This is a genomic window from Brevibacterium sp. S111, from assembly GCF_004745075.1.
Taxonomy (GTDB): domain Bacteria; phylum Actinomycetota; class Actinomycetes; order Actinomycetales; family Brevibacteriaceae; genus Brevibacterium.
In genome coordinates, this window is the sequence record NZ_RHFH01000007.1 from 14794 (window position 1) to 39302 (window position 24509).

Sequence of the window (24509 nt, forward strand, 5' to 3'; positions counted from 1 at the left end):
CGGGCACACCCGCTCAAGGTTGCCTGATTCCGCTCATTATGTGTTGAGCAATCATCGCCGAATGCTCGGTAGCGACCCGCACCGTCTTTCGTCCCGTCACGGACACACCCTTCCTCCCGCCACTGACACACCACAGGATTCCCATGAATATCGCCAGTCTGCACGCCTCCGACCCGGCTCATTTCGCCGGTGGCGGCCGCGCCGCCCGCACTCGCCGCACCTACTCGACCCGCTTCGCCCTCGCCGCGCTCACCGCCGGTTCCCTGCTTCTGGCCGGCTGCTCCGGTTCGGCCGGTGCCGAAGGCGATGACGGGCAGCCGCAGAAGGGCGGGGTCCTCAAGGTCGCCTACGACACGGACCCGCAGTGCGTCGACGGACAGCAGGTCGGCTACAACGTCACCCTCAACATCACCCGCCAGATCACGGACTCCCTGACCGACCAGGACCCGAAGACCGGCGAGATCAAGCCCTGGCTGGCACAGTCCTGGGACGTCTCCGACGATGCGAAGACCTTCACCTTCCACCTCCGCGACGGGGTGAAGTTCCACGACGGCACGGACTTCACTTCCGCCTCGGTGAAGGAGAACTTCGAGGCGATCAGAGACCTCGGAGCGAAGGCGTCGATCGGCCAGACCTACATCGACGGACTGAAGTCGATCGACACCCCTGACAAGCAGACCGTGACCTTCACCTTCGACCAACCCAACGCCCAATTCCTGCAGGCGACGTCGACGATGAACCTCGGCTTCTACTCCTCGAAGACGCTCGAACAGACCCCTGAACAGCGCTGCACCGGCGACCTCGTCGGCACCGGCGCATTCACACTCGAGAAGGTCGAACACGACAAGGCGATCACGCTGAAACGCAACGATGACTACGACTGGGCCTCCTCACTGGCCGCCCATGAGGGGCCGGCCCATCTCGACGGCGTCGAATTCTCGATCGTCCCCGAGGCCTCGGTGCGCAACGGTTCGCTGCTCTCGGGCCAGGTCGACGTCGACACCACTGTCCAATCCCAGGACGAACAGACCCTCGAAGCCCAGGGCCTCGACATCGTCTCCCGCGCCAACCCCGGTGTCGTGTACAACCTCGTGCCGAAGACCACCGGGCAGATCGCTGAGGACGAAGCGGTGCGCAAGGCCCTCAACAAAGGCATCGACCGGCAGCAGCTGGCCACGGTCGTCTCCGACCATCAGGCTCCGGCCACCTCGGTGCTGGCGAAATCGACCCCGCAGTACGAAGACCTCTCGGACCTGCTGGCCTATGACCCGGACGGAGCGAAGAAGCTGCTCGACGACGCCGGGTGGAAACCCGGAGCCGACGGCATCCGGGTCAAGGACGGCACGAAGCTGACGACGACGCTGACCTACTGGCAGGACGCTCCGTTCCTCGAACTCGTCCAACAGCAGCTGCGGACCATCGGCTTCGACCTCCAGCTGGAGAAGAAGACGATCGCCGAGGTCACCGCCCTGCAGGCCGAAGGCAAGGAAGACTTCACCTTCGGCAACCTCACCCGCTCGGACGCTGACATCCTCCGCAACTACTTCGGCGCGAACGAGCAGAACTCGAACGCCCGCAAACCCGGAGAGATCGACAAGGTGCTCGCCCGCACCACCGAAACCCTCGACGAAGACGCCCGAAAGGCCGACTTCACCCAAGCTACGAAGCTCATCCTCGACGAAGGCTATTCGATCCCTCTCGTCGAACTCACCGGCATCGTCGGCACAGGAAAGAACGTCCACGACTTCGCCTTCGAAGCCTCCTCCCGCTACCAGCTCCACGACACCTGGCTCGGCGGTGAGCAGTGATGAGTCTGCGTTTCCTCGCCTCCCGCCTGGCCCAGGGCCTGCTCGTCCTGTGGATCGCGTTCACTCTCAGCTTCTTCCTTCTCTATTGGCTGCCGGGCGATCCGGTCATCACGATGCTCGGTGCCGGCGGAGAGCTGCAGAGCTTCGACCCCGCCGAGGTGGCCCGACTGCGCGCCGAATTCCACCTCGACCAGCCGCTCATCGTCCAATACCTCTTCGCGTTCGGGAGCCTGCTGCGCTTTGACCTGGGCACGTCGATCCAGGCCGGCACTCCCGTCACCGAGGCGATCGCCTCCGCCCTTCCCTCGACGCTGGCGCTGGCCGCGCTCGCCCTGGTCATCGCGCTCCTCGTCGGGATCATCATCGCCGTGTCCGCGACCCTGAGTCGCCGACCGTTGCTGCGCGATGCGCTCGCCGCCCTGCCGGGACTCGGGGTCGCCCTGCCGACCTTCTGGGTCGGACTCATGCTGCTGCAGTTCTTCTCCTTCCGGCTCCCGCTCTTCCCCGCAGTGAGTGACGGAACGCCGGCTGCCATCGTGCTGCCTGCCGTGACCTTGGCGATCCCGCTGTCGGCGATCATCGCCCAGGTCCTGTTCCGTTCGCTGCAGAACGCATGGGTCCAACCCTTCGTCACGACCTTCCACGCCTCCGGATACACCCGCCTGCGACTGCTGCTGCGCCAGGCACTGCCCGTGGCGCTGCTGCCGACACTGACGATGGGTGGGGTGCTGTTCGGTCAGGCACTGGCCGGGTCCGTCGTCGTCGAGAACGTGTTCTCCCGGCAGGGACTCGGACGCCTCGCCCAGACCGCGGTCACCGGGCAGGACATCCCGCTCGTCCAAGGCATCGTCCTCTTCGCCGCGGCCGTGTTCGTCCTCGTCAACCTCATCACCGACCTGTCCTACCCGCTGCTCGACCCGCGCCTGCGGGCCGCACGACGCACACGTCGCACGTCGACCGTCACCGAGGCGGCCCACCAGGAGCGTGGATCCGATGTCGCGAACCCGGTCCCGAGCTCAGCGACGGCTGGGAGCGAAGGAGCACGCGCATGAGCCCCGCACTCGAACTGCAGACGAACAGCGAGACCGAGGACCGACAGGCCGGCACCCTGCGCCGCCTCACCTCGGCGGCGGCAGGCTCGCGGATCGGCGTCACCGAGGTCATCGCGCTCATCGTCCTCGCCCTCGCCGCGGTCGCGGCACTGTGGCCCGGCCTGCTCACCGGTGTCGATCCGCTCACCGGCAACCCCGCCGACCGACTGCTGCCGCCGAGTGCCGAACACGTCTTCGGCACCGACCAGCTCGGACGCGATGTCTTCTCCCGCACCGTCCACGGTTCGGCCCAGACGCTGTCGGCCAGCCTCGCCGCCGTGCTCATCGGAGTCGGGGTCGGTGTGCTTCTCGGGCTGCTGTCCGGATACTTCACCGGGGCAGTCGACGCGATCTTCATGCGCACCGTCGACGTCCTCCAAGCCGTCCCCGGTCTGCTGCTGTCGATGGCCGTGATCACCGCACTGGGTTTCGGCACTCTCAACGTCGCCGTGGCCGTCGGCGTCGCCGCCGTGCCCTCCTTCGCCCGCCTCACCCGCGCCGAGGTGATCCGCTGGCGGGCAGCCGAATTCGTCCGGGCCGCCCGCGCGGACGGCCTGTCCGCCGCGGCCGTCCTCGCCCGACACATCCTGCCGCAGGTGAAGGGCCCGATCGGGGCGCTGCTCGCCCTCGAGTTCGGGTCCGCGGTGCTCGCGGTCTCGGCGCTGAGCTTCCTCGGCTTCGGTGCCCCGCCGCCGCAGCCCGAATGGGGACTGCTCGTGTCCGAGGGACGCGACTTCCTCGCCGCCGCCTGGTGGATGACGACCTTCCCCGGCCTCGTCGTCGCCGCCGTCGTGCTCGCAGCCAACCGCCTGTCCCACGCCGTCAATTCCGAGAAGGGATTCCGATGATCCACACCGATCTCCTCGCCTGGCCCTCGGCCGGAGCCGGCACCGAGCTCCTCGAGGACTCCGATGCCCTTCCTCCGGAGGTCTCGACCACCGCCGGCGAGCAGGCTGCCGTTCCCGCCGGCAACTCTGCCGGCACCGCTGTCGGCAGTTCCGTCGGCACCTCTGTCGGCCGTGGATCGTCGGCGCCCACGCCACAGGCCCCGGACGTGCCGGCTCGGCAGACCCCTGCGGTCCTCGACGTCTCGGGGCTGAGCGTGACCTACCCGGGCGCGAGCGCACCGGCGATCGCCGGCATCGGCCTGACCCTGGATGCCGGCGATACGCTCGCCATCGTCGGCGAATCCGGGTCGGGGAAGTCGACGACGGCGGCGGCACTGACCGGACTCCTCCCGACGGGGACTCGGGTCGAGGCGTCCACGCAGAGCCACCTCGGCGAGGATCTCTCCTCGGCGAAGCCGCGCACCTGGCAGCGCATCCTCGGCACGGGGATCGGGTACGTGCCGCAGGACGCCGGAGCCGGACTCAATCCGGTGCGCACGATCGCCTCGGCGCTGCACGAGACGCTGACGGTCAATGGTTTCGCGAAACCCCAGATCGGACCGCGCATCGCCGAAGTGCTCACCGCCGTGGGCCTCGATGCGGACACCCACGGACGGCGGTATCCGCACGAGCTCTCCGGCGGGCAGCGGCAGAGGGTGCTCATCGCCAATGCGATCGCCGCCCGCCCCGCGCTCATCATTGCCGACGAACCGACCTCGGCGCTTGACGCGACGGTCGCCAAACAGGTCCTCGACGTGCTCACCGCCCTCGTCGCCGAGTCGCAGACCGCGCTCGTGCTCATCACCCACGATCTCGGGGTGGCCAAAGAACGCGCCGCCGAGCTCATCGTCATGAGCCGTGGCCGCATCGTCGAAACCGGGCCGACGGACCGCATCCTCACCGCACCCCGGCATCCCTACACTCAGGCTCTGCTCGCCGCAGCCCCGCACCTCGGATGGGGTCGGCTTCAACCGGGCCGCGCGACGCGGACCGACCTCGGAGGCGGCGCGGACGCATCGGTCGCGGACGCATCGGGCGGCGCGAACGCATCGGTCACGAACGATTCAGGCGGGGCCGCATCGGTCGGAACCGAACCGGTGACCGACCCCAGCACCGAGGCAGTGCTGACCGGACGCGGAATCGTACGGAATTTCGGCGGGGACCGTCCCGCAGTGAACGGACTCGACATCGCGCTGCGGGCCGGGTCGACCATCGGCATCGTCGGCGAATCCGGGTCGGGGAAGACCACCTCGGCGCGGATCCTCCTCGGCGCGGATCGGGCGGATGCCGGCGGTGTCGACCTGCACGGAAAGCCGCTTGCCGACTATCGCCGGAAGGACCTCGGTCGACGGATCCGGTACGTGCACCAGGACTCGAGCGCCGCGCTCGACCCGCACTACACGGTCGAGCGGATACTCACCGAACCCCTGCGCGGCCACCGCATCGGCACCCGCTCTCAGCGGCCGGGCCGGGTGCGGGAACTGCTCGATTCCGTGGCGCTCGACCACAGTCTGCTGGGCCGCACCCCGCAGGAGCTCTCCGGAGGGCAGCGGCAGCGGCTCGCGATCGCACGGGCTCTGGCCGTCGACCCCGAGGTGATCATCCTCGATGAGCCCGTCTCCGCCCTCGACGTCGGTGTGCAGGCGCAGATCCTGCAGCTGCTCGTCGACCTGCAGGCCCGCCTCGGCGTCGCGTATCTCTTCATCTCCCACGACCTGGCCGTCATCGAACAGATCTCCGATCAGGTGATCGTCATGAAGGACGGACTCGTCATCGAATCCGGGCCGACCGCTCACGTCCTCCACAGCAGCCGCCACGCCTACACCCGGGCGCTCATCGACGCAGTGCCCTGCTTCGACGACTCGGCCGTGCGCACGGTCGCAGCAGACAACCTCACCGACAACCCCACCGACTCAACAGGAGCACATCATGCCTGACACCCACACCTCCGGACAGCCGCGCCAGGTCCACCTGGCCGCCCACTTCCCCGGCGTGAACAACACGACCGTGTGGGCAGACGCCGCCTCGGGCAGCCACATCGAATTCGATTCCTTCTCCCATCTGGCGAAGACCGCCGAGGCCGGGCTCTTCGACTTCTTCTTCCTCGCCGAGGGCCTGCGCCTGCGCGAACACCAGAACAAGATCTTCGACCTCGACGTCGTCGGCCGCCCGAACACCACGGCCGTGCTCTCCGCGCTCGCCGCCGTGCCCACCCGTATCGGCCTGGCCGGGACACTCAGCGCCACCTACAACGAGCCCTTCGACATCGCTCGCCGGCTCGCGACCATCGACCATCTCTCCAACGGCCGCGCCGCCTGGAACGTCGTGACGACCTCGGACGCATTCACCGGCGAGAACTTCCGTCGCGGCGGCTACCTCGACCACGCCGATCGCTACCGTCGCGCCGAAGACTTCATCGACGTCGCCCGCAGACTCTGGGACGCCGCGGCGAACGACGGCGCCTTCGCCCACGAAAGCGACTTCTTCGACATCTCCGGCCGATTCCCCACCGGAGCCCTGCCCGGCGGCCACCCCGTGGTCTTCCAAGCCGGAGACTCCGATTCCGGCCGCGACTTCGCCACCGGTTCCGCCGACGTCGTCTTCACCCGTCATTCGGACCCCGAATCCGGGCGGAAGTTCTACGCGGACGTGAAATCCCGACTCGCCCGCTACGGTCGAGCCGAGGACGAGTTGAAGATCTACCCGGGCGTATCCGTCATCCTCGGCGATACCCCCGCCGAGGCGGTCGAACGCTCCCGCGAGGTCGCCGCCCAGCAGGTCAGCGAGGCCGGTGCCATCGCCTTCCTCGAACGCGTCTGGGACCGTGACCTCTCCGCCTTCGACCCGAACGGGCCGCTGCCGGACGTCCCGCCGGGCGGCGAGTCGATCTCGCAGGGACGGGTCAGACACATCAAGGACGCCGAAGCCACGATCGCGGCCTGGCGCGACATCGCCGAGGCCGAGAACCTCACCGCCCGCGAACTCGTCATCAGAGTCTCGAACCGGCACTCCTTCGTCGGCACCCCGCACCAGGTCGCGCTCGACCTCGCCGAGGCGGTCCGGACAAGAGCCGCCGACGGCTATATCCTCGTCCCCCACCTCACCCCCGGCGGACTCGACGAAGTCGTGGAGAAGGTCGTGCCCGAACTCCAGGAACTCGGCGTCTACCGCACCGAATACCCGGACGGCTCCCTGCGGGAGACCATCGGACTGCCCGCCGCACGCACCGCAGCCGACTGGGCGGACGCCCGCGGCCGAGCCCGGGGGACGACCACCGGCGCTGACGCCGCCGAGCTCAAGGAGGTGGGCTGAGATGGCACGTGTCGTCCTGCTCTCATCGAGCCCAGCGGAGAATTCGAAGACCGAGGCGCTGCTCGGGTTCATCGGCCGCAGGCTGGGCCAATACGGCCACCGCACGGAGTTCATCAAACTCCGGCACCTGCCCGCCGGGCCGCTGCTGGCTGGGGACACGAGCGACGAACTCATCGCCTCGGCCCGGTCCACCGTCGCATCCGCCGATGCCGTGGTCGTCGGCTCGCCGGTCTTCAAGGCCACCTACACGGGTCTGCTCAAGGTCTTCGTCGATGTGCTGCCGATGGACGCTCTGCACGGCAAACCCGTGCTGCCGGTCCTCACCGGCGGATCGGCCGCCCACGTCCTCGCCCTCGACTTCGGCCTCAAACCGCTGCTGGCCACGCTCGGAGCGAGTTCGATCGGCCGCGGACGCTTCGTCCTGTCGAAGAACATCCTCCCGGCCACCGAGTCGAGCCCGGCAAGCATCGACGAGTCCGTCGAACTCGACGTCATCGACGCCATCGATCAGTTCGACTCCGAACTCACCGTGCGGTCCCGATCCTGCACCCACGCCGAGGCGGTCGACCCCGAATCCCTCATCACCACCCCGATCACGACCGACAGGAACCCCTCATGAGCGCGCTCATCGCCACCACCCTCACCCCGGACCTCACGACCGGTCTCGCCGCGGCGAAGACCCTCGACGGACACGTGGATTTCGCACTCGTGCCCGATGACTTCTCCGACCTCGACGCTGTCGAATTCGCGTCCTGGCTCGGGCCGCTGACCGACCGCCTCGGGCTGATCCCCGAGGTGCGCATCACCCATCTCGAACCCTTCCACGTGAGCACAGCCTCGGCGACGCTCGACTACGCCGCCCGGGCACGGGCGGGCCTGTCCGTCGGGATTTCCGACAGCGCCGCCGAGGCGGAGCTGTTCGGCCGCCGCGCAGCCGCTCCGGCGGTCGATGCCTGGGCCGAAGCGGCCGCGGTCATCGATGTCATCCGGCGCCTCTGGGATTCCTGGGACGACGATGCGATCATCCGCGACAAGAGCACCGACCGGTACATCGATCGCGACCGCCTCCACTACGTCGAGGCGAAGCTGCCAGACTCGACCGGCACCGACTACTCGGTGCTCGGCCCCTCGATCACGCCGCGCCCGCCGCAGGGCCATCCGCCGATTGTCGTCCGCGCCGAACCGGGCAATGAAGCCGCCCGCGCCGCCGCCGACATCGTCCTCGTCGATGAAGCCTCCGGAACGGTCTCACTCGAAGAGCTGCGTGCCGAACTCGCGCCCGAGACCCCGGTGCTCGCGATCCTGCCCGCAGCCGATCGCCGGACCGAAGTGGCCGACATCGTCGGTTCGGTGCGCATCCTCCGGGGACGCGGGGCGGACGGGGTCCTCTTCTCGGCCTCCGTCGCCGAGCAGCTCGAGTTCAGCGTCCGGCTCGTCTCCGAGATCCTCCCGGCGCTGCAGTCGGCGGGACTGCGGGAGAACACGACGGGAGCGGATCTGCGCAGCCGCCTCGGCGTGGGGCCGGCTGTGAGCGCCTATGCCGATGCGTGAGCGGTCGGCGGTCATCAGCGGCGGTCGTGTCGGGGATGATGGCTCGCTCGGACCCCGCGCCGACCTCGCCTTCATCGGCGCCGGACCGAAGACCCTGGGCATCCTCCTCGCGATCGCCGCCGCCGAGGAGGCCGGGGCGGGGCTGCGCATCCACCTCATCGACCCGTTCTCGCCGGGGCCCGGACGGATCTGGCGGACCGAGCAGTCGCCGCATCTGTGGATGAACTCCCGCACCGAGGACATCACGATCTTCCCCGACGACTCCTGCCGCCTCGAGCGTCCCGGGGTTCGGGGCCCGACCCTGCACGAATGGATTCACGGGCCCGGCCGCGAGCGACTCTCCAGGTGCGGACTCGCCGAGGAGGCGGCGCTGCTCGACTCACAGTCCTTCGCGAGCCGACGGATCCAAGGCCACTACCTGTCTGCGGCTTTCGACACCGCACTCGACCAGCTCGCCGCCGAGGTGCACATCCACCGGGTCCGCGCCGAGTCGGTGCGGCGGGTGGATCGCGGCTCGGGTTTCACGGTCACCACCTCGACCGGTGCGACGATCACCGCGGACGTCCTCGTCTCCGCGCAGGGTCACCTCGACATGCACCCGGCCGCCGCGGACGCGGAGTTCGGCAACCGTGCGACCGCCTCGGCGAGGGGAGCCGGTCTCTACTATCAGGCTCCCGGCTATACCGCCGACCTCGACTTCTCCGCGATTCCCGCCGGCGCCGAGGTGCTCACCCGCGGTTTCGGGTTGGCGTTCCTCGACTTCATGGTCATGGTCACCGAAGGCCGCGGCGGAGAGTTCGCTCCGAGCGGGGAGAACCTTATCTACCGTCCCTCGGGCGGCGAACCGGTGCTGTGGGTCGGGTCTTCGCGCGGCATCTCCTACAGCCCGAAACTCGGCTACAGCAGGACCGCCGTCCCCGGCGCCCCCGAGGTCGAACTGCGGTATCTCAGCCGCCTCGACGACGGCGAGGGCGGCAAGGGCGGCGAGAGGGCTGCGGGGGATCACCTCGGCGGGGGACACCGTTCCGGCAGGGCGAGTACGGTCATCGACTTTCCGACTGTGCTCGGACCGCTGTTCGAACTCGAACTCACCTATGCCCACTACGCACACGTGCTGTGGAAGCGCGAGATCGATGCTCCCGAACTTCTCACGCTCATCGATGAAACCGCCGACGAGGTGGTCTCGACAGGTCTCGCCACCGGACCCGCGTGCGCAGGCGACGTCGCCGCCGGCCGGCGGACCCATGCGCCGCGACACCGTGCTTGCGTCGAGGCCATCGCTGCGGCTGCTCGGGCGGTCGTCACCGACCCGGACGACCTGTTCGACTTGGCTCGATTGGATCGGCCTCTCGACGATCTGAGCTGCGAGGACTTCGCCAGCGCTGAAGTCAGCGTGCGCGAGCACATCGAGGGCCACCTGCGGCGCAGCGCCGATGCCGAGCATTCGGCCGACCTTGCGGTGTTCGAGGCCCTGGTCAAGTCCTATGTGGCGATCAGGACGCTGGTCCGTGACGGCCGAGTCAGTCACAGTGATCGCACGGAGTTCGTCGAGGGCAGCTTCCACTCGCTGTTCTCCTTCATCGGCAGCGGCCCGCCGCCCGTGCGGGTCAAGCAGATCCTCGCCCTCCACGACGCAGGGCTCGTGCGTTTCCTCGGTCCTGGGCTCAGCGTAGAGGCCGATGAGTTCGGTTTCACCGCGCGATCGACGGCACATCCGGAGGCGAAGACCTTCACTCACTTCGTCGACGCCCGCCTGGCCCGTCAGAGCGCCGAGCGCGCCGCGGATCCAGCCCTCGCCTCACTCCGCTCGGACGGGGCGCTGCTGCTCGAGGATACGGCGCACGCGAAGCTGCGCACGGACGAGACGGGCCGCGCACTCGATGCGGACGGTGAGGCGCAGCCGGACCTGTTCCTGCTCGGTCCCGCGGTCTCGGGATCGACCGCTGAGGCATTCAGCCGGCCGCACACGGGTGCGCCGGTGTTTGCCGACAACGAGAGGATCGCCGGGGCGATCCTGGCCTCCGTCGCGGCGATCTCCGACGACCGTGAACTCCTGGCAGGGTGAGGGCCGGCCCGACGGCAGAGATCGTCCGTGGCGGAAGCAGTCGTCTGTGAGGGCAGCGGGCGTCCGTGACGGCAGCGGTCGTCCGTAAAGGGAGTGGCCGTCCGCCTCGGCGAGCGACGTGACCTCTCATGTCGAAAGATGACGATGATCAACGTCATATGACAGGCGGTGACCGTGCGCGTCACCGGATGCGCACGCACGGTTGCCGGCGGATCACACTGATAGTCACCGCAGATGCAGCGGTGTTCATCAGTGAAGGAAGGATCCGCCGTGAGTTCACCCCGTTACGAACCCACCACACCCGCCGGAATCTCGACCCGATCGGTGCACTCGGGCGCCATGCCCGAGGCACACACCGGTTCGGTCGTGGCCCCGATCTTCCAGACTTCGACTTATCAGATGGACACCCCGGGAGAGACCCGTGCCGGATTCGACTACGCCCGCACGGGCACCCCGAACCGCAGCGATCTCGAAGAGGCGCTGTGCGAATTGGAGAACGCGTCCTTCGCCGCTGCGGTGAACTCGGGCACGTCTGCCGAGGTGGCCGTCTTCTCCGCTCTGCTCGGTCCCGGCGATGAAGTGATCCTGCCGCGCGACGTCTACGGCGGAACCTTTCGTCTGCTGCAGAACGAGTACGTGCGGTGGGGTGTCGTCATCCGCACCGTCGACTTCACCGACACCGCGGCACTTGCGGCGGCGATCAACGAACGCACCGCGATCATCTGGGTCGAGACCCCGAGCAATCCTGGGCTCGACGTCATCGACATCGCCGAGGCGGCCCGACTCGCCCACGCGGCGAACGCGCTGCTGGCCGTCGACTCGACGTTCGCCACACCGGTCCTGCAGCGTCCCCTCGAGCTCGGCGCCGATATCGTCGTCCACTCGACGACGAAGTTCATCAACGGCCATTCCGATGTCATCGGCGGTGCCGTCCTCGCCGGCGACGGGACCAGCTGTCCCCGCGCCGCCGAGGTGATCGATCGTCTGGAGAGCCACCTGGCTTCTGTCGGGCTGGGGGTCTCTCCGTTCGACGCGTGGCTGACCAGGCGCGGGATCAAGACTCTGCCAGTGCGGATGAAAGCGCACTGCGAGAATGCGCAGGCCGTGGCCGAATGGCTCGAAGGCCGGGAAGAGGTCGCCGAGGTGGTCTACCCGGGTCTGCCCTCGCATCCGGGGCACGAGGTGGCGAAGCGGCAGATGAGCGGTTTCGGGGGAGTGGTCTCTCTGCGCACCGACACCGAGGAGCGAGCTCTGGCGCTGGTGGCGAACACGAAGCTCATCACGCTCGCCGAGTCGCTCGGGGGAGTCGAGTCCCTCATCGACCATCCGGCGACGATGACGCATCTGGCCGTAGCCGACAGCGAGCTGAGCATCTCGGGCCGGTTCATCCGACTGTCGGTCGGCATCGAGGACATCGACGACATCCTCGCCGACCTCGCCCAGGCCCTCGACGCCACGGCCGCGACTGCCGGCTCCCCGAAGACTGACGAGACGACAGCCCGCGAGGAGGCCTCGGCGACGACCGCTCCGGTCGGCGTGCCCGTATAACCTGCACAGCCATCCGCCGCGACCATCCCGCACCATTGGCGCCTCCGCCTACCCATAGCGGCTTGTCCTCCCGGTGCTTGAAGCATCCGTCACCTTAAGCGTCATAACGCCCCGTTGCACCGGGGCGGTGTGGAGCAAAGGGTGACGGATGCTCGGGCCGCGTCGCGGAAAGTGCCCGGAAAATGCTGCCGGAGGTCCGGAAGTGCCTGGCAACCGGTGCCAGCGATAAGGATGGTGTGCGCGGTCACGGCCTGTGGGGAAAACCCGATGCGGGGTCGGAGGTCTTCGTGCTGTCCGCGCGACTTCGACTCCCGTAGCGTATTCGGTATGAGTGAGAAGACCCCCGAGAACCCGCAGGATCAGGAGCCGCAAGGCACCGATCCGAGCGAGACTCAGCCCCCCGACGAGCGCGAAGAGTCCATCAGCGCCGAGGCGATCGTCAGCGCCCCGCCGACCGCAGAGTTCGACGAAGCGACAGCCAGCCAGGCCGGGCAGTTCCGGACGAAGCCGCTGGACCTCGATGTGCCGTTCGCGACGGACCCGACCCGAGAGTATGAGCAGGCTCCGCCCCGACAGAATGGGCCGGACCCGACCCGCGTCTACGGGCAGGAGCCGCGCTCCCCACAGACGCCGATGACCTACCCGGCAGCGTCGGGAGCGTATGGGTCGGCCGGACCGCGTCCCCAGGCATCGGCGGGTCAGCCGCCCCACGCTTCTGCCGGACCGCATCCCCAGAAACCGGTGGGTCAGCCGCCCTACGGCCCCTCAAGTCAGCCACCTTACGGCCCGGCAGGGCAACCGTCCTACGGTCCCGCGGGTCAGCCGTCCTACGGTCCGACTGGACACCAGACCCCGTACCCCCAGGGACCGAACCGCGCCCAGCAACCCGGACACGCCGCGCAGCCGCAGCCCGGGATGCCCGCCCCCGGCCCGATGCCACGTGCGATGCCGGCCCCGCAGCCGCCTCGGCGCAGGAAGCCGCGCACCGAACCGGTCACCTTCGCCCCGGTGACCGGCTCACTGCCGCTGACCGACGACGACGTCACGGAGATCCCCGCGGACGGCCCCATCACCTGGCCCAAACGGTCGACCGGAATCATCGGCGTCGCGAACCTCGTGCTCTCCGCGGTCCTCGCCGTCATCTGGGCCTGGGTCCCCCTCGGTCTGCTGTTCACCGGCATCGGCGGCATCTTCGCCCTCGGTCTCGGTGTCATCGCCCTCCTCGTGTGGGTACTCGTCCAGCAGGGCGCGAATGTCGCCGAACGCTACCGTGCCGAACTCATCTACGGTGACAAGATCCCCGTTCCGAAGATCGAAAGCAGCATCCGCGAACCCGGCTTCACCCGCTTCCTCCACAACCGCTGGCTGCAGGTGAAATCCGGAGCGTTCTGGCGCTCGACCGCCCACCACTACATCAAGATGCTCTTCGGAGCGATCATCGTCGCCGGCACCCTCGCCGGCATCTGCGGGTCCATCTACGGCATCTTCGCCGCGATCAATCCCTCCGGCGTCAACGCCTTCTTCATCAGCACCGACATCGAGGGCCCGGCCCGCATCGGCGTCGCGATCGGTTCGGTGATCGTGCTCGCGAGCTCCGTGGCCATCCTGTGGTTCGCCCCGTTCCTCGACCGAGCACTCGACCGGGCGCTGCTCGCTCCGGCACGCACCGTCGCTCTCCAGGCCGAGGTCACCGAACTCGACCGGGCCCGGATGGCCGGCATCGAGGCGGCCGCCGCCGAGCGGCTGCGCATCGAACGCGACCTCCACGATGGTGCCCAGCCCCGCCTCGTGGCACTGACCATGACCCTGGGCATGGCGAAGTCGAAGATCGACTCCGACCCCGAACGCGCCAAGGAACTCGTCGCCGAAGCCCACACCGAGGCGAAGGGCATCGTCACCGAACTGAGGCAGCTCGCCCGCGGCATCCACCCGGCCGTGCTCACCGACCGCGGACTCGACGCCGCCGTATCCGCCCTCGCCGGCCGATCGACGATCCCCGTCGACGTCGACGTCCGCCTCGAAGGCCGAATCGGCCGGGAAGCCGAAGCCGTGTCCTACTTCGTCGTCGCCGAATGCCTGACGAACATCGCCAAGCATTCCGGCGCCACCCGGGCAAGCGTCTTCATCGCCCCGATCGACATCGGAGTGCAGATCGTCGTCACCGACAACGGTCACGGCGGCGCCGGCGTCGACCGCTCCGGACGCCACACCGGAATCGCCGGTCTCATCGACCGTGTCGAAGCCGCCCGTGGCACACTGAATCTGACCAGCCCCGCAGGTGGGCCAACGACTGTAGTTGTGGAGGTGCCATGCGCATCGTAATCGCTGAAGACTCTGCCGTCCTGCGGGCCGGACTCGAACGGCTGCTCGCCGACGCCGGACACGAGATCATCGCGGCCGTGCCCGATGCGAACGAGCTGCTGGCCGTCGTTCACAACGATCCGCCGGACCTCGCCGTCATCGATGTGCGCATGCCCCCGACATTCACCGACGAAGGCATTCGCGCTGCCGTGCTCATCCGCAAACAGAACCCGGACGTCAAGGTCCTCGTGTTCAGCCAGTACGTCGAGGAGCAGTATGCCTCCGAACTCATCGCCGAGAACACCGGCGGATTCGGCTACCTGCTCAAAGACCGTGTCGCCGATGTCGAAGACTTCCTCGCCGCGGTCGACGAAGTCGCCTCAGGCGGTACCGTCCTCGACCCGGAAGTCGTCTCCCAGATCCTCGTGCGCACCCGCAAGAAGGACGGACTGTCGACTCTGAGCCCCCGCGAAGTCGAAGTCCTCCAACTCATGGCCGAAGGCAAATCCAACGCCGCCATCGCGCGCACCCTCTATCTCAGTGCCGGAGCAGTAGAGAAGCACATCAGCTCGGTCTTCACGAAGTTCGGCCTCACCGCCGACACCTCGGACAACCGACGCGTCCTCGCCGTCCTCACATTCCTCGGAGCCTAGAATGCCTGCCACAGTTCGCATCAGCGAATCCGCTCGCGTCGGTCTGCGTGCGACCCTCATCATCCTCGCAGCCGTCGTCCTCCTCATCCCCATCATCGTCACCACCGCCCATGGCGCCTCACGCCTGCACTACGGTGAGATCGTCGCTGAGAAGGCCCTGCCGTCGACGATGAAGGAGCTCAAGATCAAGCTCGGCATGGGTGCCGACGTCGACATCACGACCGCCGACGTCGCCGTGCCCACTGTCGAACTCACCGCGACCGGCCCCCGCGACAGTTCCCCCGACCTCAAGGTCGAGCAGAACAAGGACACCGCCGAGGTGGACCTGCCCCACCGAAAGAAACTGCAGAACACGCGGCTCATCGTCACCCTCCCTGCGAACCTCGCTCGTGGCCTCACCCTCGACCTCGACGGGAACTACGGCCGATTCGACGTCGACGGCCACTATGCGGAGATCTTCGCCGACACCGACGGCGGGGGCCTGTCGATCACGGGTGCCGCCGACCGTGTGCACACCTCGACCGATTGGGGAGCGACCTCGCTCGACGGCGCCTTCGACACCGTGGAAGCGAAGACCGGGGTCGGCACCATCAGCGGAGAGAATCTCACCGTGAACGATCATGTCGATGCCGTGACCTCGACGGGAACACTCGACCTCGAATTCACCGACGAAGCGATCCCCTCCGGCGGCATCAGCGCGAAGACCGACGAGGGGTCGATCGACCTGCGGCTGCCGAACCTCGAACTCGCGAATGAGAAGACCGGCAAGGACTTCGTCTACCGGATCAACGCGAAGTCGAACGACGGTTCGGTCGATATGGCCTCCGACCTCAAGAAATACGATGTCAGCAAGGACCCGAAGGACGCCGAGGGCAAGACCCTCGTTCCGATCTCGGCCACAGCTGACACTGGTATGGTCACGGTCAGCCAGAACTGAGACACGACCGGCGCACGGGCGGGCTCTTGACGGTCCCGCCCGTGCGACGTCTGAGAGGCCGATCCGTCATGCGCATCACTGTCTATGGAGCCACCGGAGCCTTCGGCGCCCGCCTCGTCGATCTCCTGCGCTCCCGCGATCACGAGGTCATTCCCGCGCATCGCGGCAATGGCGTCGACACATATACGGGGGAGGGAGTCGCCGAGGCGGCCGACGGCAGCGATGCCCTCGTCGACTGCGTCAACCGCCTGACGACGAAACCCCGCAAAGCCATCGACTTCTTCTCCCGCAGCACGCAGTCGATCGCGCGGGCCGCGGCAGAGTACCCCGGAACTGCGGTCGCGTGCCTGTCGATCGCCTTCCGCCCCGAAGCCGCCGAGTCCCGTCTGCTGGGCTACTACCAGGGCAAGGCGATGCAGGAGCGCATCTACCGCCGACTCCTCCCGGAAGAACGGCTGCTGATGTTCCGTTCCGCCCAATGGTTCGAACTCGTCGACACCATGACGATCGCGGCCGGGCCCGTGCGCTTCGTGCCGAAGATGCGGGTGCAGGCCCTCGCCGTCGCCGAGGCGGTGCGGATGATGGCCGATTCCATCGACGCCGGTGAGCGCGGCACTGTCGAAGTCGCGGGACCGCAGATCAGTGACTTCGCTGCGATCGCACGACTACTGGCCGCGAGACGCGCCCAGAAGGCCGGGACGAGACCGGCGAAGGTCATCGGCATCCCCCTGCCCGGACCGACCGCGCGAGACGGCCTCATCCCACCGGCACCGAGGATGTCCGCAGTGACCGTTGATGAGTGGCTGCGCTCGGTCTGAGCCCTGAACGAGTGACAGGGTGAGCTGCAACGGCTGAACCTCAGTCGAGTCCGAGCACTGTGGCACCATTGGTCCACAGCACCGACCGCATCCAGTCGTCACCGAGCCCCAGCCCCGCGAGACCTGAGATCTGGTCGACATACGGGTAGGGGATGTTCGGGAAATCCGAACCGAGGATGATCTTGTCCTGGAGTCCGACTAAGCGCTCGCGGTAGGCGGGGTCCACCTCGGCGGGGGAGGAGAAGTACCCCGAGGCGAACATCGTCGTGTCGAGGTGGACGTTGTCGAACTCCTCGGCGAGGGAGGCGAATTCGTCGTATTCGGGCATGCCCATATGGGCGATGACGAGCTTGAGGTCGGGGAACCGTGCGAGGACGTTCGCCACCGCCTGAGGGCCGGTGTATCTGCCGGGCAGGGGCGCGGATCCGGCGTGGATGACGATGGGGGCCTGCGCTGTCTCGAGCGCTTCCCACGCGGGGTCGAGGACCGGATCGTCGGGGGAGAACACTCCGACCTGGACGTGCATCTTGAACAGTGTCGCCCCGGCGGCCAGCGCTTGGGGGACGTAGTCGGCGCATTCGGGTTCGGCGTAGAGGGTGCCGCAGTGGATGACGTCGTCGTGGGCGGCGGCGAATTCGGCGTTCCACTCGTTCAGCCACGCGGCCATGCCGGGTTTGTGCGGGTAGGTCAGGGCCGGGATGGCACGATTGCCGAGTTCGCGGACGATGCGCAGACGTCTGTCCGTGTCATAGCGGTAGGTGATCGGCCAGTCGCGGCCGTAGTTCGTCGCGGCATTGTCGAAATAGTCCCACACCTTGTCCAGAACGTTCTCGGGGAGGAAGTGGATGTGGATGTCGGCCAGCGCCGGCAGGCCCAGTGCCTCGAGGTAGGCGGGGATCTGCGCGTCCGTGTGCGGGGGAGTCGTCATCGTGTCCGGCACCTCGACGGTGCGGCCGACCATGGTTTCGGGGGCGGGATTCGCCGCTGCGATCGGGGCGGTGCGAGTGGCTGCGTCGTCGGAGTCGTTCATGGGCCCACTCTATGGCCCTCGGCAGGCGTCGGAGGAAGGCGGTCCGTCTTCAGCGTGCATCCATGACGGCGGCATAGACTGCCCGGATGAGCCTGCGCGATCCCTACCCGACCATCGTTCCGTCCCAGGTCAGAAACGTGGGGCAGGCGCCGTTCTGGACACCGGGAGAGACGGTGACCTGGACGTTCCGGCGGTTCGACTTCGACCGTGACCGCGCCGAGGTGGCCCGCCCGATGCGCGTGATCGCCGATGGTCCGCAGGGCACCGCCCTGTGGTTGGCCGGCGGCACTCCGACGCAGGAGACCCGCATCGTCGGCTGGGAGGACACGAACCCGCACGACGTTCCCCTGGCCGCGCGGTTCCGCCCCCTCGCCGAGGCGCCGACCCGGATCAATGTCGAGGGCACCTGGCGCGGGCGCGGGGTGCTCAAGATCGTCCCGCCCGCGGTGCCGTTCTCCGTGTGGGTGCTGCTCAAAGATGTCGCCGACGGTGCCGAACACGGGGCCGACGGCACTGAGCCTGGCGGAGTGCGCACCGAGTGGTACATCAACCTCGAGGCGACGCACCGGCGGACGAAGGACGCGCTGTTCACCAGCGATCACATCCTCGACATCACCTTCCCCGTCGCGTCTGCGCCCCTGCACAGCAGCGGCGGCCTCGACCCGAACGGCGCCGTGTTCAAGGACGTCGACGAACTCGCCGCGGCCGCGAACTTCGGCGCATGGCCGGAGGAATGGTCGGACATCATCCGCAGCAACGGCAGTCATCTGCTCGACCACCTCGGCGATTTCTCCTGGGCCCTCGACCCCGCATGGGAAGCGGTGGCCCGCGATCTGGCAGACGAAACGACGCCTCTGACCGGCGATGATGCCACGTCGATCGCGCGACTGGGAGCCGCCTCGGTGAGAGAAAAATCGTTCGTTCAGGAACATCGAGCGATCCCGAATGGTTGTTATGACCGACACCATCGGTGACTGGCACGGATGGGCCCGTCACCGCAACGAAGCACACAGTCGAGAATCATCTGCTGCTGAAAGGAACCGTCTCCATGACGACCAACCATCGGATTCGCCTGAACTCGCGCCCCGTGGGCGCTCCCACCGCGGAGAACTACCTGCTCGATGAGGTGCCCGTGCCCACTCCGGGCGATGGTGAGGTGCTGCTGCGCACCCTCTACCTCTCGCTCGACCCGTACATGCGCGGGCGGATGTCGGACGCGAAGTCCTACGCCAAGCCCGTCGAGGTCGGCGATGTGATGGTCGGTGCCACTGTCTCCGAGGTGGTCGAATCGAATGCTGCCGACTTCGCCGTCGGCGATATCGTCCTCGGCTACGGCGGATGGCAGGAGTATTCGGTGGAGAGGACCGGGCACCTGCGCAAGATCGACCCTGAGCTCGCGCCGATCTCCACCCATCTCGGGGTGCTCGGCATGCCCGGTTTCACCGCGTATGCAGGGCTGCTCGAGATCGGTCAGCCGCAGGCAGGCGAGACCGTGGCTGTGGCCGCCGCAACCGGGCCCGTCGGGTCCGTCGTCGGCCAGATCGCGAAGATCAAGGGTGCGACCGCGGTCGGCATCGCCGGTGGCCCGGACAAGGTCGCCCACCTGGAGGAGCTCGGCTTCGATGTCGCGCTTGACCACCGGAGCGGGAACCTGCGGCAGGAGCTGAAAGAGGCGGTCCCGCAGGGCATCGATGTCTACTACGAGAACGTCGGCGGAGACGTGTTCAACGCCGTGCTGCCACGGCTCAACACCTTCGCCCGGGTGCCCGTGTGCGGTCTCGTCGCCAACTACAACCTCACGTCGCTGCCCGAGGGACCGGACCGTTCCGGAGCCCTCATGGGCCAGATCCTCACGAAGTCGCTGCTGGTGCGCGGCTTCATCCAGACGGAATTCGCCGAGCGGCTGACTCCGCAGTTCCTCTCTGACATGAGCGGGTGGCTCAAGGAGGGCAAGGTCCGTTACCGCGAGGACATCCGGCCCGGGCTGGAGAAGGCCCCCGAGTACTTCAACGACCTGCTCACCGGAGGCAACTTCGGCAAGATGGTCGTCGCCGTCGGCGCGGAGAGCTGATCGGGCAGAGGACTCGCCTCACCCGAAGTGCGCGAACACCTCAGCCGGGTCGAGGCCGAGGCTCAGTGCCAGGGTGAGGGCGATCCTCGCCTTCCTGGCATCGAGGATCCCGGCCGGGATGAGTCCCGTCTCGAGCAGACCGATCTCACCGCCGAGGTAGCCGTAGGTGCGCTTCAGACTCGCACCGGATCCCGTGCGGGAGGCGAGGACGACGGGCATGACCTCCGCCAGCCGGGCCACCGCGGGCGCCAGGTGCTCGGGCACGTGCCCGCCGCCGACTCCGGAGAGCACGGCGCCGGAGAATCCGGAGCCGGCGATGAGATCAAGGGTCTCCTCCGGCTCGCCCATCCCCACCTCGGCGAGGGCGATCTTCGCCAGCCGATCGGGCCGGGGGAGGCCGGCGAACGGTGACTTCGGCGCGCGCGGTGCGTGCGGCAGGTGGAGATCATCCTCGCTCAGCCACCCGATCGCCCCGAGGACGGGCCCGGAGGAGAACGCGGCCGTCGAGGTCGTGTGCGCCTTCGTGACGAACCTCGGATCGTGCACTTCGTCATTGAACACAAGAGACGCAGGCAGCCCGCCGACCTGGTCGGACAGTGCGGTCAGGGCGGCGCTGCGGACATTCGCGGGCCCATCGGCTCCCGGCAGCGTCGGATTGCGCATGGCCCCGGTGGCGGCGATATGGATGCCCGAATCGTTGAGCAGCCAGAGCCCGAACGCCGACTCCTCCAAGGTATCGGTGCCCTGGGTGAGCACGATGCCATCGGCGGCGGTGGTCCGGGCGAGCTCGACGACGTCGAAGAGCATCTCGAGAGTGACGTTCGCGCTCGAGACCTGTGAGACCTGAGTGAAATCGGCCTGCAGATCCGGCCAGATCCCGTCGAGGCCGGCGGCCGCGGCGATCTCGGCTCCGCTGAGCGCCGGCGCGACCCCGCCGGAGGCATTCGCCGTCGAGGCGATGGTCCCGCCGAGGGCGGCTACCAGCAGATGGGGAGCAGAGGAAGACGAAGAATCAGGCATGATGCGAGTCTAGCGCCGCCTCTCGTGTCCGCGGCCTTTGCTAGTCTTCACGCATGGATCCCGATACCGTGCTCCGCTTGGCTCACGATCAGGCCATGCAGTATCCCTCCGTCGAGCTCGTCCACCCCTTCGGTCCCGAGTACACCGTGTACAAGGTGCGCGGGAAGATGTTCATGATGACCTTCGAGCTGCGCGGTGTGCCGAGCATGAATCTCAAGATCGATCCCCTCGACGGGGAGGTCCTCTGCGACGCCCACGCCGAGATCACCCCCGGCTACCACATGAACAAGAAGCATTGGATCACCGTGGCCGGCCACGGCGAGCACGGCCGTGACGAGGATGCCGACGCCGGCCACGACGGCAGCGCTGGATTCGATGCCGAACTGCTCGGCGACCTCGTCCTCGAGTCCTACTGCCTCGTCGTCGCGAAGCTGCCGAAGAAGGACCGACCCGTGGACCCGACGACCTTCGGCGGACGCGAATGATGCGGGGCGAGCAGTCACAGCGTTTGAGGGGCGACGACCGACGATGACCGTCCCAGTGTCGCCCCTGCGCCGCCACCAGCGAGAGGCTCTGGCCACCCTCGACGAGGCGAGTGCGGCCGATGATCGACGCTCGTGGATCGTCCTGCCGCCCGGAGCGGGCAAGACACGGGTGGGCATCGAACATGCCGTCCGTCTGCTCGAACAGGACCGGGTCGGCACCGTCGTCGCCTTCGGCCCCAACACCGCGATCCAGACCCAGTGGGCGCATGCGTGGAACAGCCTCGGCGAGGGACGTGGCGCTGAGGGACGTGGCGCTGATGACCAGGGGCAGGCCGCTGGCGGACCGGCCGGAACCGACCGGGAACTGGACGCCGTGTTCACCGCCCTGACCTACCAATCGCTGGCGGTCTTCGACGAGGAGCGGGAGTCGACCGGCAGCCTCCTCGACGAACTCGCACCCGGCGGCAGACAGCTCGTCGATCGGCTCGTCGACTCGGGCCCGCTCCTGCTCATCCTCGACGAATGCCACCATCTGCTCGAAGTCTGGGGCTCTCTGCTGGCCGAACTGCTCGATCTGCTCCCCGAAGTCTGGGTGCTCGGGCTCACCGCCACCCCGCCGGGGACGATGACACACTCGCAGCGCGAACTCGTCTCGGTGCTCTTCGGCCGGGTGCGCTACTCGGCGTCGATTCCCGCTGTCGTCAGGGAGGGCGATCTGGCGCCGTTCGCCGACCTGGTCTGGCTGACCGAACCGACGCGGGAGGAGAAGGACTGGCTCGCGTCTGAAGCCGTCCACTACACGGAGTTCATCACCGGTGTCCTCGATCCGAGCCGGGGCAGCCTCAGCTTCCTCGAATGGGTCGACCGACGCTTCCTTGGCACCCGGGCCGAGACCGTGAGCTGGCAGAGCATGCGCGCGTCGGTGCCCGATCTGTGCGACGCGGCCCTGCGCCTGCACCATGCCGAACTGCTGCGCCTTCCACCCGGAGCCCGGGTCGGCGAACAGCATCGCCGCGACCCCGACATCGATGACTGGGCGCTGCTCATCGACGATTGGATGCGCCACCACCTCCTTGCTTCGGCAGAACCGGGCGATGGTGCCGCCGCCGAGGCGATCCGCCGTGCCCTGCCGGCGATCGGCTACCGCTGGACCCGCCACGGGATCCGCCCCGGCCGTTCACCCGTCGACCGGGTCATCGCCCGGTCCGCGGCGAAACCGACCGCGAGTGCCGACATCGTCGCCCTCGAAGCCGCCGAACTCGGTGAGCGACTGCGCATGCTCATCCTCTGCGATGTCGAATCCGCCACGGCCACGCTCTCGGCCGAGGTCGGCGAAGTGCTGGATGAACGATCCGGTTCCGCTCTGCTCGTCCTCGAGACCCTCATCGCCGATCCGCGCACGCAGGCCCTGCACCCCGTGCTCATGACCGGTCGCACCGTCGCCGGGCCGCCCGAGGTGCTCGCCGACCTGCACAGTCGGATCGCCGAACGCGACCGGACTCTGGCCTCAAAGCTGAGCATCAGCGAGCCCGCGGCCGGTATCAGCCGCCTCGAAGGCGGGTGGACGAGCCGGACCTGGGTCCCCCTCATTACGGAGTGCTTCAGCCGCGGGGATCTCCAAGTGCTCATCGGCACTCGGGCCCTGCTCGGCGAAGGGTGGGATGCCCCGGCGGTGACCGGGGTGATCGACCTGTCGACCGCGACCACACCGACCGCCGTGACGCAGACTCGCGGGCGCGCACTGCGCAAGGACACTCACTGGCCCGGGAAGGTCGCACTCAACTGGACCGTGGTGTGCGTGAGCTCCGAGCACCCTCGCGGTGATCAGGACTGGGGCAGGCTCGTGCGCAAACACGAGGGATTCTTCGGCACCGACGCCGACGGGGAGGTCGTCGACGGAGTGGCCCATATCGATCCCGCTTTCTCCGCCTTCGAACCTCCCGGCGATGACAGCTTCGCCGCGATCAACGCCCGGATGACCGCCCGCGCTCAAGCCCGCACCGAGGTGGCCCGGCGCTGGGACGTCGGCGCCGACTACCGGGATGAGGAGCTGCGATCGGTGCGCATCCTCGCGACCGCGGAGAACACCGCCTTGCTCGCGCCGATCGCCGAGCACCGGCCCGCGGCCGCAGACACCGCCGCCGCAGGGCTGAGCGTCACCCGGCGCCACCTCGGTGGGGATCCCGGCCGACTGCTGCCCTTCGGCTTCGGGCGTGGGGCAATGTCTGCGTGGATCGGCATCGGAGTGTTCCTGGGGATCGTCGCCCTGCTCAGCAGCGGAGTCCTCGCCGCGGTTCTCGGAGCGTTCGCGGCAGTCGTCCTCATCGGTCTGCCCGTGACGCTGTCGATCGCGGGTGCCCGCAGGCGTCGCCTCTATTCGCGGCCCCCGACGGTCTCCCAGGTCGCCGGGGCGATCGCCGAGGCGCTGCACGAGGTCGGCCTGAGCACCCAGGGAGCCGAGGCGGTGCGCGTACGCATCGACGCCCGCGGAGACCTGCGCTGCCACCTCGACGCCGATGCCCGATCGGCAGAGGCCTTCGCGCTCGCTCTCGACGAGGTGGTCTCGCCGATCACCGATCCCCGCTATCTGCTGCCACGCTGGCATCTGCCGCCTGGCAATCCGGGAATCCGCGGCTGGTGGGATCAGCTGCGCGCAGGGATCGGCTCTGCCCATGAGCGTGACCCCGTATGGCATGCGGTGCCCAGCGTTCTGGGCACGAACCGGGAGCTGGCCGATGCCTTCGCCGCGTCCTGGGGCAGTTGGATCGGCGGGGGCGGTGCCGTCTACACCCGCAATACCGACGGTGCCGGGATCCTCGTGTCGGTGCGATCGGCGAATCCGCTGGAGCTGACCTCCGTGCTGCGCACGACCTGGCACTGATGCGGTGCAGCGGCGTGGAATTGGCAGACGGGGGCCTCGGCGCAGACAATA

19 protein-coding genes are annotated in these 24509 nt (G+C 68.1%); 17 read left to right on the plus strand and 2 right to left on the minus strand.

All coding sequences use genetic code 11. From position 1 onward, the window contains the following. The first annotated feature begins 143 nt into the window (after nucleotides 1-143). From EB836_RS09335 to EB836_RS09395, 13 genes are all read left to right on the plus strand, one after another. Nucleotides 144-1808 (plus strand): ABC transporter substrate-binding protein, encoded by a 1665-nt coding sequence (locus tag EB836_RS09335; protein WP_135539738.1) that lies wholly within the window; start codon nucleotides 144-146, stop codon nucleotides 1806-1808. Further along, nucleotides 1808-2860 carry an ABC transporter permease gene (locus tag EB836_RS09340; protein ID WP_135539740.1) on the plus strand — a complete coding sequence of 351 codons (1053 nt, stop codon included), beginning with the start codon at nucleotides 1808-1810 and terminating at the stop codon, nucleotides 2858-2860. Before EB836_RS09335 ends, EB836_RS09340 begins: the two co-directional genes overlap by 1 nt. Beyond that, nucleotides 2857-3747 carry an ABC transporter permease gene (locus EB836_RS09345; protein ID WP_135539741.1) on the plus strand — a complete coding sequence of 297 codons (891 nt, stop codon included), beginning with the start codon at nucleotides 2857-2859 and terminating at the stop codon, nucleotides 3745-3747. The genes EB836_RS09340 and EB836_RS09345 overlap by 4 nt, the downstream gene beginning before the upstream one ends. Continuing rightward, a complete protein-coding gene (locus tag EB836_RS09350; protein ID WP_135539743.1) occupies nucleotides 3744-5723 on the plus strand; it encodes an ABC transporter ATP-binding protein in 1980 nt (659 codons plus the stop codon). Before EB836_RS09345 ends, EB836_RS09350 begins: the two co-directional genes overlap by 4 nt. Further along, nucleotides 5716-7098, plus strand: coding sequence for an NtaA/DmoA family FMN-dependent monooxygenase (locus tag EB836_RS09355; RefSeq protein WP_135539745.1), 1383 nt, complete (start codon nucleotides 5716-5718; stop codon nucleotides 7096-7098). The genes EB836_RS09350 and EB836_RS09355 overlap by 8 nt, the downstream gene beginning before the upstream one ends. Before the next feature lies 1 nt (nucleotide 7099). After that, nucleotides 7100-7717: an NAD(P)H-dependent oxidoreductase gene (locus EB836_RS09360; RefSeq protein ID WP_135539747.1), complete on the plus strand. Its 618-nt coding sequence runs from the start codon at nucleotides 7100-7102 to the stop codon at nucleotides 7715-7717. Beyond that, a complete protein-coding gene (locus tag EB836_RS18275) occupies nucleotides 7714-8649 on the plus strand; it encodes an LLM class flavin-dependent oxidoreductase (protein ID WP_205683341.1) in 936 nt (311 codons plus the stop codon). Before EB836_RS09360 ends, EB836_RS18275 begins: the two co-directional genes overlap by 4 nt. Then, nucleotides 8636-10714: an FAD/NAD(P)-binding protein gene (locus tag EB836_RS09370; protein WP_135539749.1), complete on the plus strand. Its 2079-nt coding sequence runs from the start codon at nucleotides 8636-8638 to the stop codon at nucleotides 10712-10714. The genes EB836_RS18275 and EB836_RS09370 overlap by 14 nt, the downstream gene beginning before the upstream one ends. A 270-nt stretch (nucleotides 10715-10984) precedes the next feature. Next, nucleotides 10985-12262 carry an aminotransferase class I/II-fold pyridoxal phosphate-dependent enzyme gene (locus tag EB836_RS09375; RefSeq protein WP_276606434.1) on the plus strand — a complete coding sequence of 426 codons (1278 nt, stop codon included), beginning with the start codon at nucleotides 10985-10987 and terminating at the stop codon, nucleotides 12260-12262. Nucleotides 12263-12589: 327 nt separating this feature from the next. After that, nucleotides 12590-14584 carry a sensor histidine kinase gene (locus EB836_RS09380; RefSeq protein ID WP_135539753.1) on the plus strand — a complete coding sequence of 665 codons (1995 nt, stop codon included), beginning with the start codon at nucleotides 12590-12592 and terminating at the stop codon, nucleotides 14582-14584. Further along, nucleotides 14572-15216 carry a response regulator transcription factor gene (locus tag EB836_RS09385; RefSeq protein ID WP_135539755.1) on the plus strand — a complete coding sequence of 215 codons (645 nt, stop codon included), beginning with the start codon at nucleotides 14572-14574 and terminating at the stop codon, nucleotides 15214-15216. The genes EB836_RS09380 and EB836_RS09385 overlap by 13 nt, the downstream gene beginning before the upstream one ends. Before the next feature lies 1 nt (nucleotide 15217). After that, complete coding sequence (locus EB836_RS09390; RefSeq protein ID WP_135539757.1) at nucleotides 15218-16153, plus strand: hypothetical protein; 936 nt, start codon at nucleotides 15218-15220, stop codon at nucleotides 16151-16153. 68 nt (nucleotides 16154-16221) lie between these two features. After that, on the plus strand, nucleotides 16222-16971 hold the full coding sequence (locus tag EB836_RS09395) for a hypothetical protein (RefSeq protein WP_135539759.1): 750 nt from the start codon (nucleotides 16222-16224) through the stop codon (nucleotides 16969-16971). 40 nt (nucleotides 16972-17011) lie between these two features. On the opposite strand, the gene EB836_RS09400 is transcribed toward EB836_RS09395, so the two are convergent. Continuing rightward, complete coding sequence (locus EB836_RS09400) at nucleotides 17012-18001, minus strand: amidohydrolase family protein (protein ID WP_346763086.1); 990 nt, start codon at nucleotides 17999-18001, stop codon at nucleotides 17012-17014. A gap of 86 nt (nucleotides 18002-18087) precedes the next feature. On the opposite strand from EB836_RS09400, the gene EB836_RS09405 reads away from it, so the two are divergent. Then, nucleotides 18088-18975, plus strand: a complete 888-nt coding sequence (locus EB836_RS09405) for a DUF402 domain-containing protein (protein WP_135539761.1) — start codon at nucleotides 18088-18090, stop codon at nucleotides 18973-18975. A gap of 74 nt (nucleotides 18976-19049) precedes the next feature. Next, the gene (locus tag EB836_RS09410) at nucleotides 19050-20072 is read left to right on the plus strand and encodes an NADP-dependent oxidoreductase (protein WP_135539763.1); all 1023 of its coding nucleotides are present in this window, start codon (nucleotides 19050-19052) and stop codon (nucleotides 20070-20072) included. Nucleotides 20073-20090: 18 nt separating this feature from the next. On the opposite strand, the gene EB836_RS09415 is transcribed toward EB836_RS09410, so the two are convergent. Then, nucleotides 20091-21092, minus strand: a complete 1002-nt coding sequence (locus EB836_RS09415) for an asparaginase (RefSeq protein ID WP_135539765.1) — start codon at nucleotides 21090-21092, stop codon at nucleotides 20091-20093. Nucleotides 21093-21145: 53 nt separating this feature from the next. On the opposite strand from EB836_RS09415, the gene EB836_RS09420 reads away from it, so the two are divergent. Continuing rightward, entirely contained in the window at nucleotides 21146-21577 is a 432-nt protein-coding gene (locus EB836_RS09420; RefSeq protein WP_135539767.1) for an MmcQ/YjbR family DNA-binding protein, read from the plus strand. Nucleotides 21578-21620: 43 nt separating this feature from the next. Beyond that, a complete protein-coding gene (locus EB836_RS09425) occupies nucleotides 21621-24458 on the plus strand; it encodes a DEAD/DEAH box helicase family protein (protein WP_167854410.1) in 2838 nt (945 codons plus the stop codon). Nucleotides 24459-24509: the final 51 nt, after the last annotated feature.

What these genes read in the sequence shown, in the direction of transcription:
- EB836_RS09335 (WP_135539738.1), top strand. Translation starts at nt 144, where the DNA reads ATGAATATCGCCAGTCTGCACGCCTCCGACCCGGCTCATTTCGCCGGT.
- EB836_RS09340 (WP_135539740.1), top strand. Translation starts at nt 1,808, where the DNA reads ATGAGTCTGCGTTTCCTCGCCTCCCGCCTGGCCCAGGGCCTGCTCGTC.
- EB836_RS09345 (WP_135539741.1), top strand. Translation starts at nt 2,857, where the DNA reads ATGAGCCCCGCACTCGAACTGCAGACGAACAGCGAGACCGAGGACCGA.
- EB836_RS09350 (WP_135539743.1), top strand. Translation starts at nt 3,744, where the DNA reads ATGATCCACACCGATCTCCTCGCCTGGCCCTCGGCCGGAGCCGGCACC.
- EB836_RS09355 (WP_135539745.1), top strand. Translation starts at nt 5,716, where the DNA reads ATGCCTGACACCCACACCTCCGGACAGCCGCGCCAGGTCCACCTGGCC.
- EB836_RS09360 (WP_135539747.1), top strand. Translation starts at nt 7,100, where the DNA reads ATGGCACGTGTCGTCCTGCTCTCATCGAGCCCAGCGGAGAATTCGAAG.
- EB836_RS18275 (WP_205683341.1), top strand. Translation starts at nt 7,714, where the DNA reads ATGAGCGCGCTCATCGCCACCACCCTCACCCCGGACCTCACGACCGGT.
- EB836_RS09370 (WP_135539749.1), top strand. Translation starts at nt 8,636, where the DNA reads ATGCCGATGCGTGAGCGGTCGGCGGTCATCAGCGGCGGTCGTGTCGGG.
- EB836_RS09380 (WP_135539753.1), top strand. Translation starts at nt 12,590, where the DNA reads ATGAGTGAGAAGACCCCCGAGAACCCGCAGGATCAGGAGCCGCAAGGC.
- EB836_RS09385 (WP_135539755.1), top strand. Translation starts at nt 14,572, where the DNA reads ATGCGCATCGTAATCGCTGAAGACTCTGCCGTCCTGCGGGCCGGACTC.
- EB836_RS09390 (WP_135539757.1), top strand. Translation starts at nt 15,218, where the DNA reads ATGCCTGCCACAGTTCGCATCAGCGAATCCGCTCGCGTCGGTCTGCGT.
- EB836_RS09395 (WP_135539759.1), top strand. Translation starts at nt 16,222, where the DNA reads ATGCGCATCACTGTCTATGGAGCCACCGGAGCCTTCGGCGCCCGCCTC.
- EB836_RS09400 (WP_346763086.1), bottom strand. Translation starts at nt 18,001, where the DNA reads ATGAACGACTCCGACGACGCAGCCACTCGCACCGCCCCGATCGCAGCG.
- EB836_RS09405 (WP_135539761.1), top strand. Translation starts at nt 18,088, where the DNA reads ATGAGCCTGCGCGATCCCTACCCGACCATCGTTCCGTCCCAGGTCAGA.
- EB836_RS09410 (WP_135539763.1), top strand. Translation starts at nt 19,050, where the DNA reads ATGACGACCAACCATCGGATTCGCCTGAACTCGCGCCCCGTGGGCGCT.
- EB836_RS09415 (WP_135539765.1), bottom strand. Translation starts at nt 21,092, where the DNA reads ATGCCTGATTCTTCGTCTTCCTCTGCTCCCCATCTGCTGGTAGCCGCC.
- EB836_RS09420 (WP_135539767.1), top strand. Translation starts at nt 21,146, where the DNA reads ATGGATCCCGATACCGTGCTCCGCTTGGCTCACGATCAGGCCATGCAG.
- EB836_RS09425 (WP_167854410.1), top strand. Translation starts at nt 21,621, where the DNA reads ATGACCGTCCCAGTGTCGCCCCTGCGCCGCCACCAGCGAGAGGCTCTG.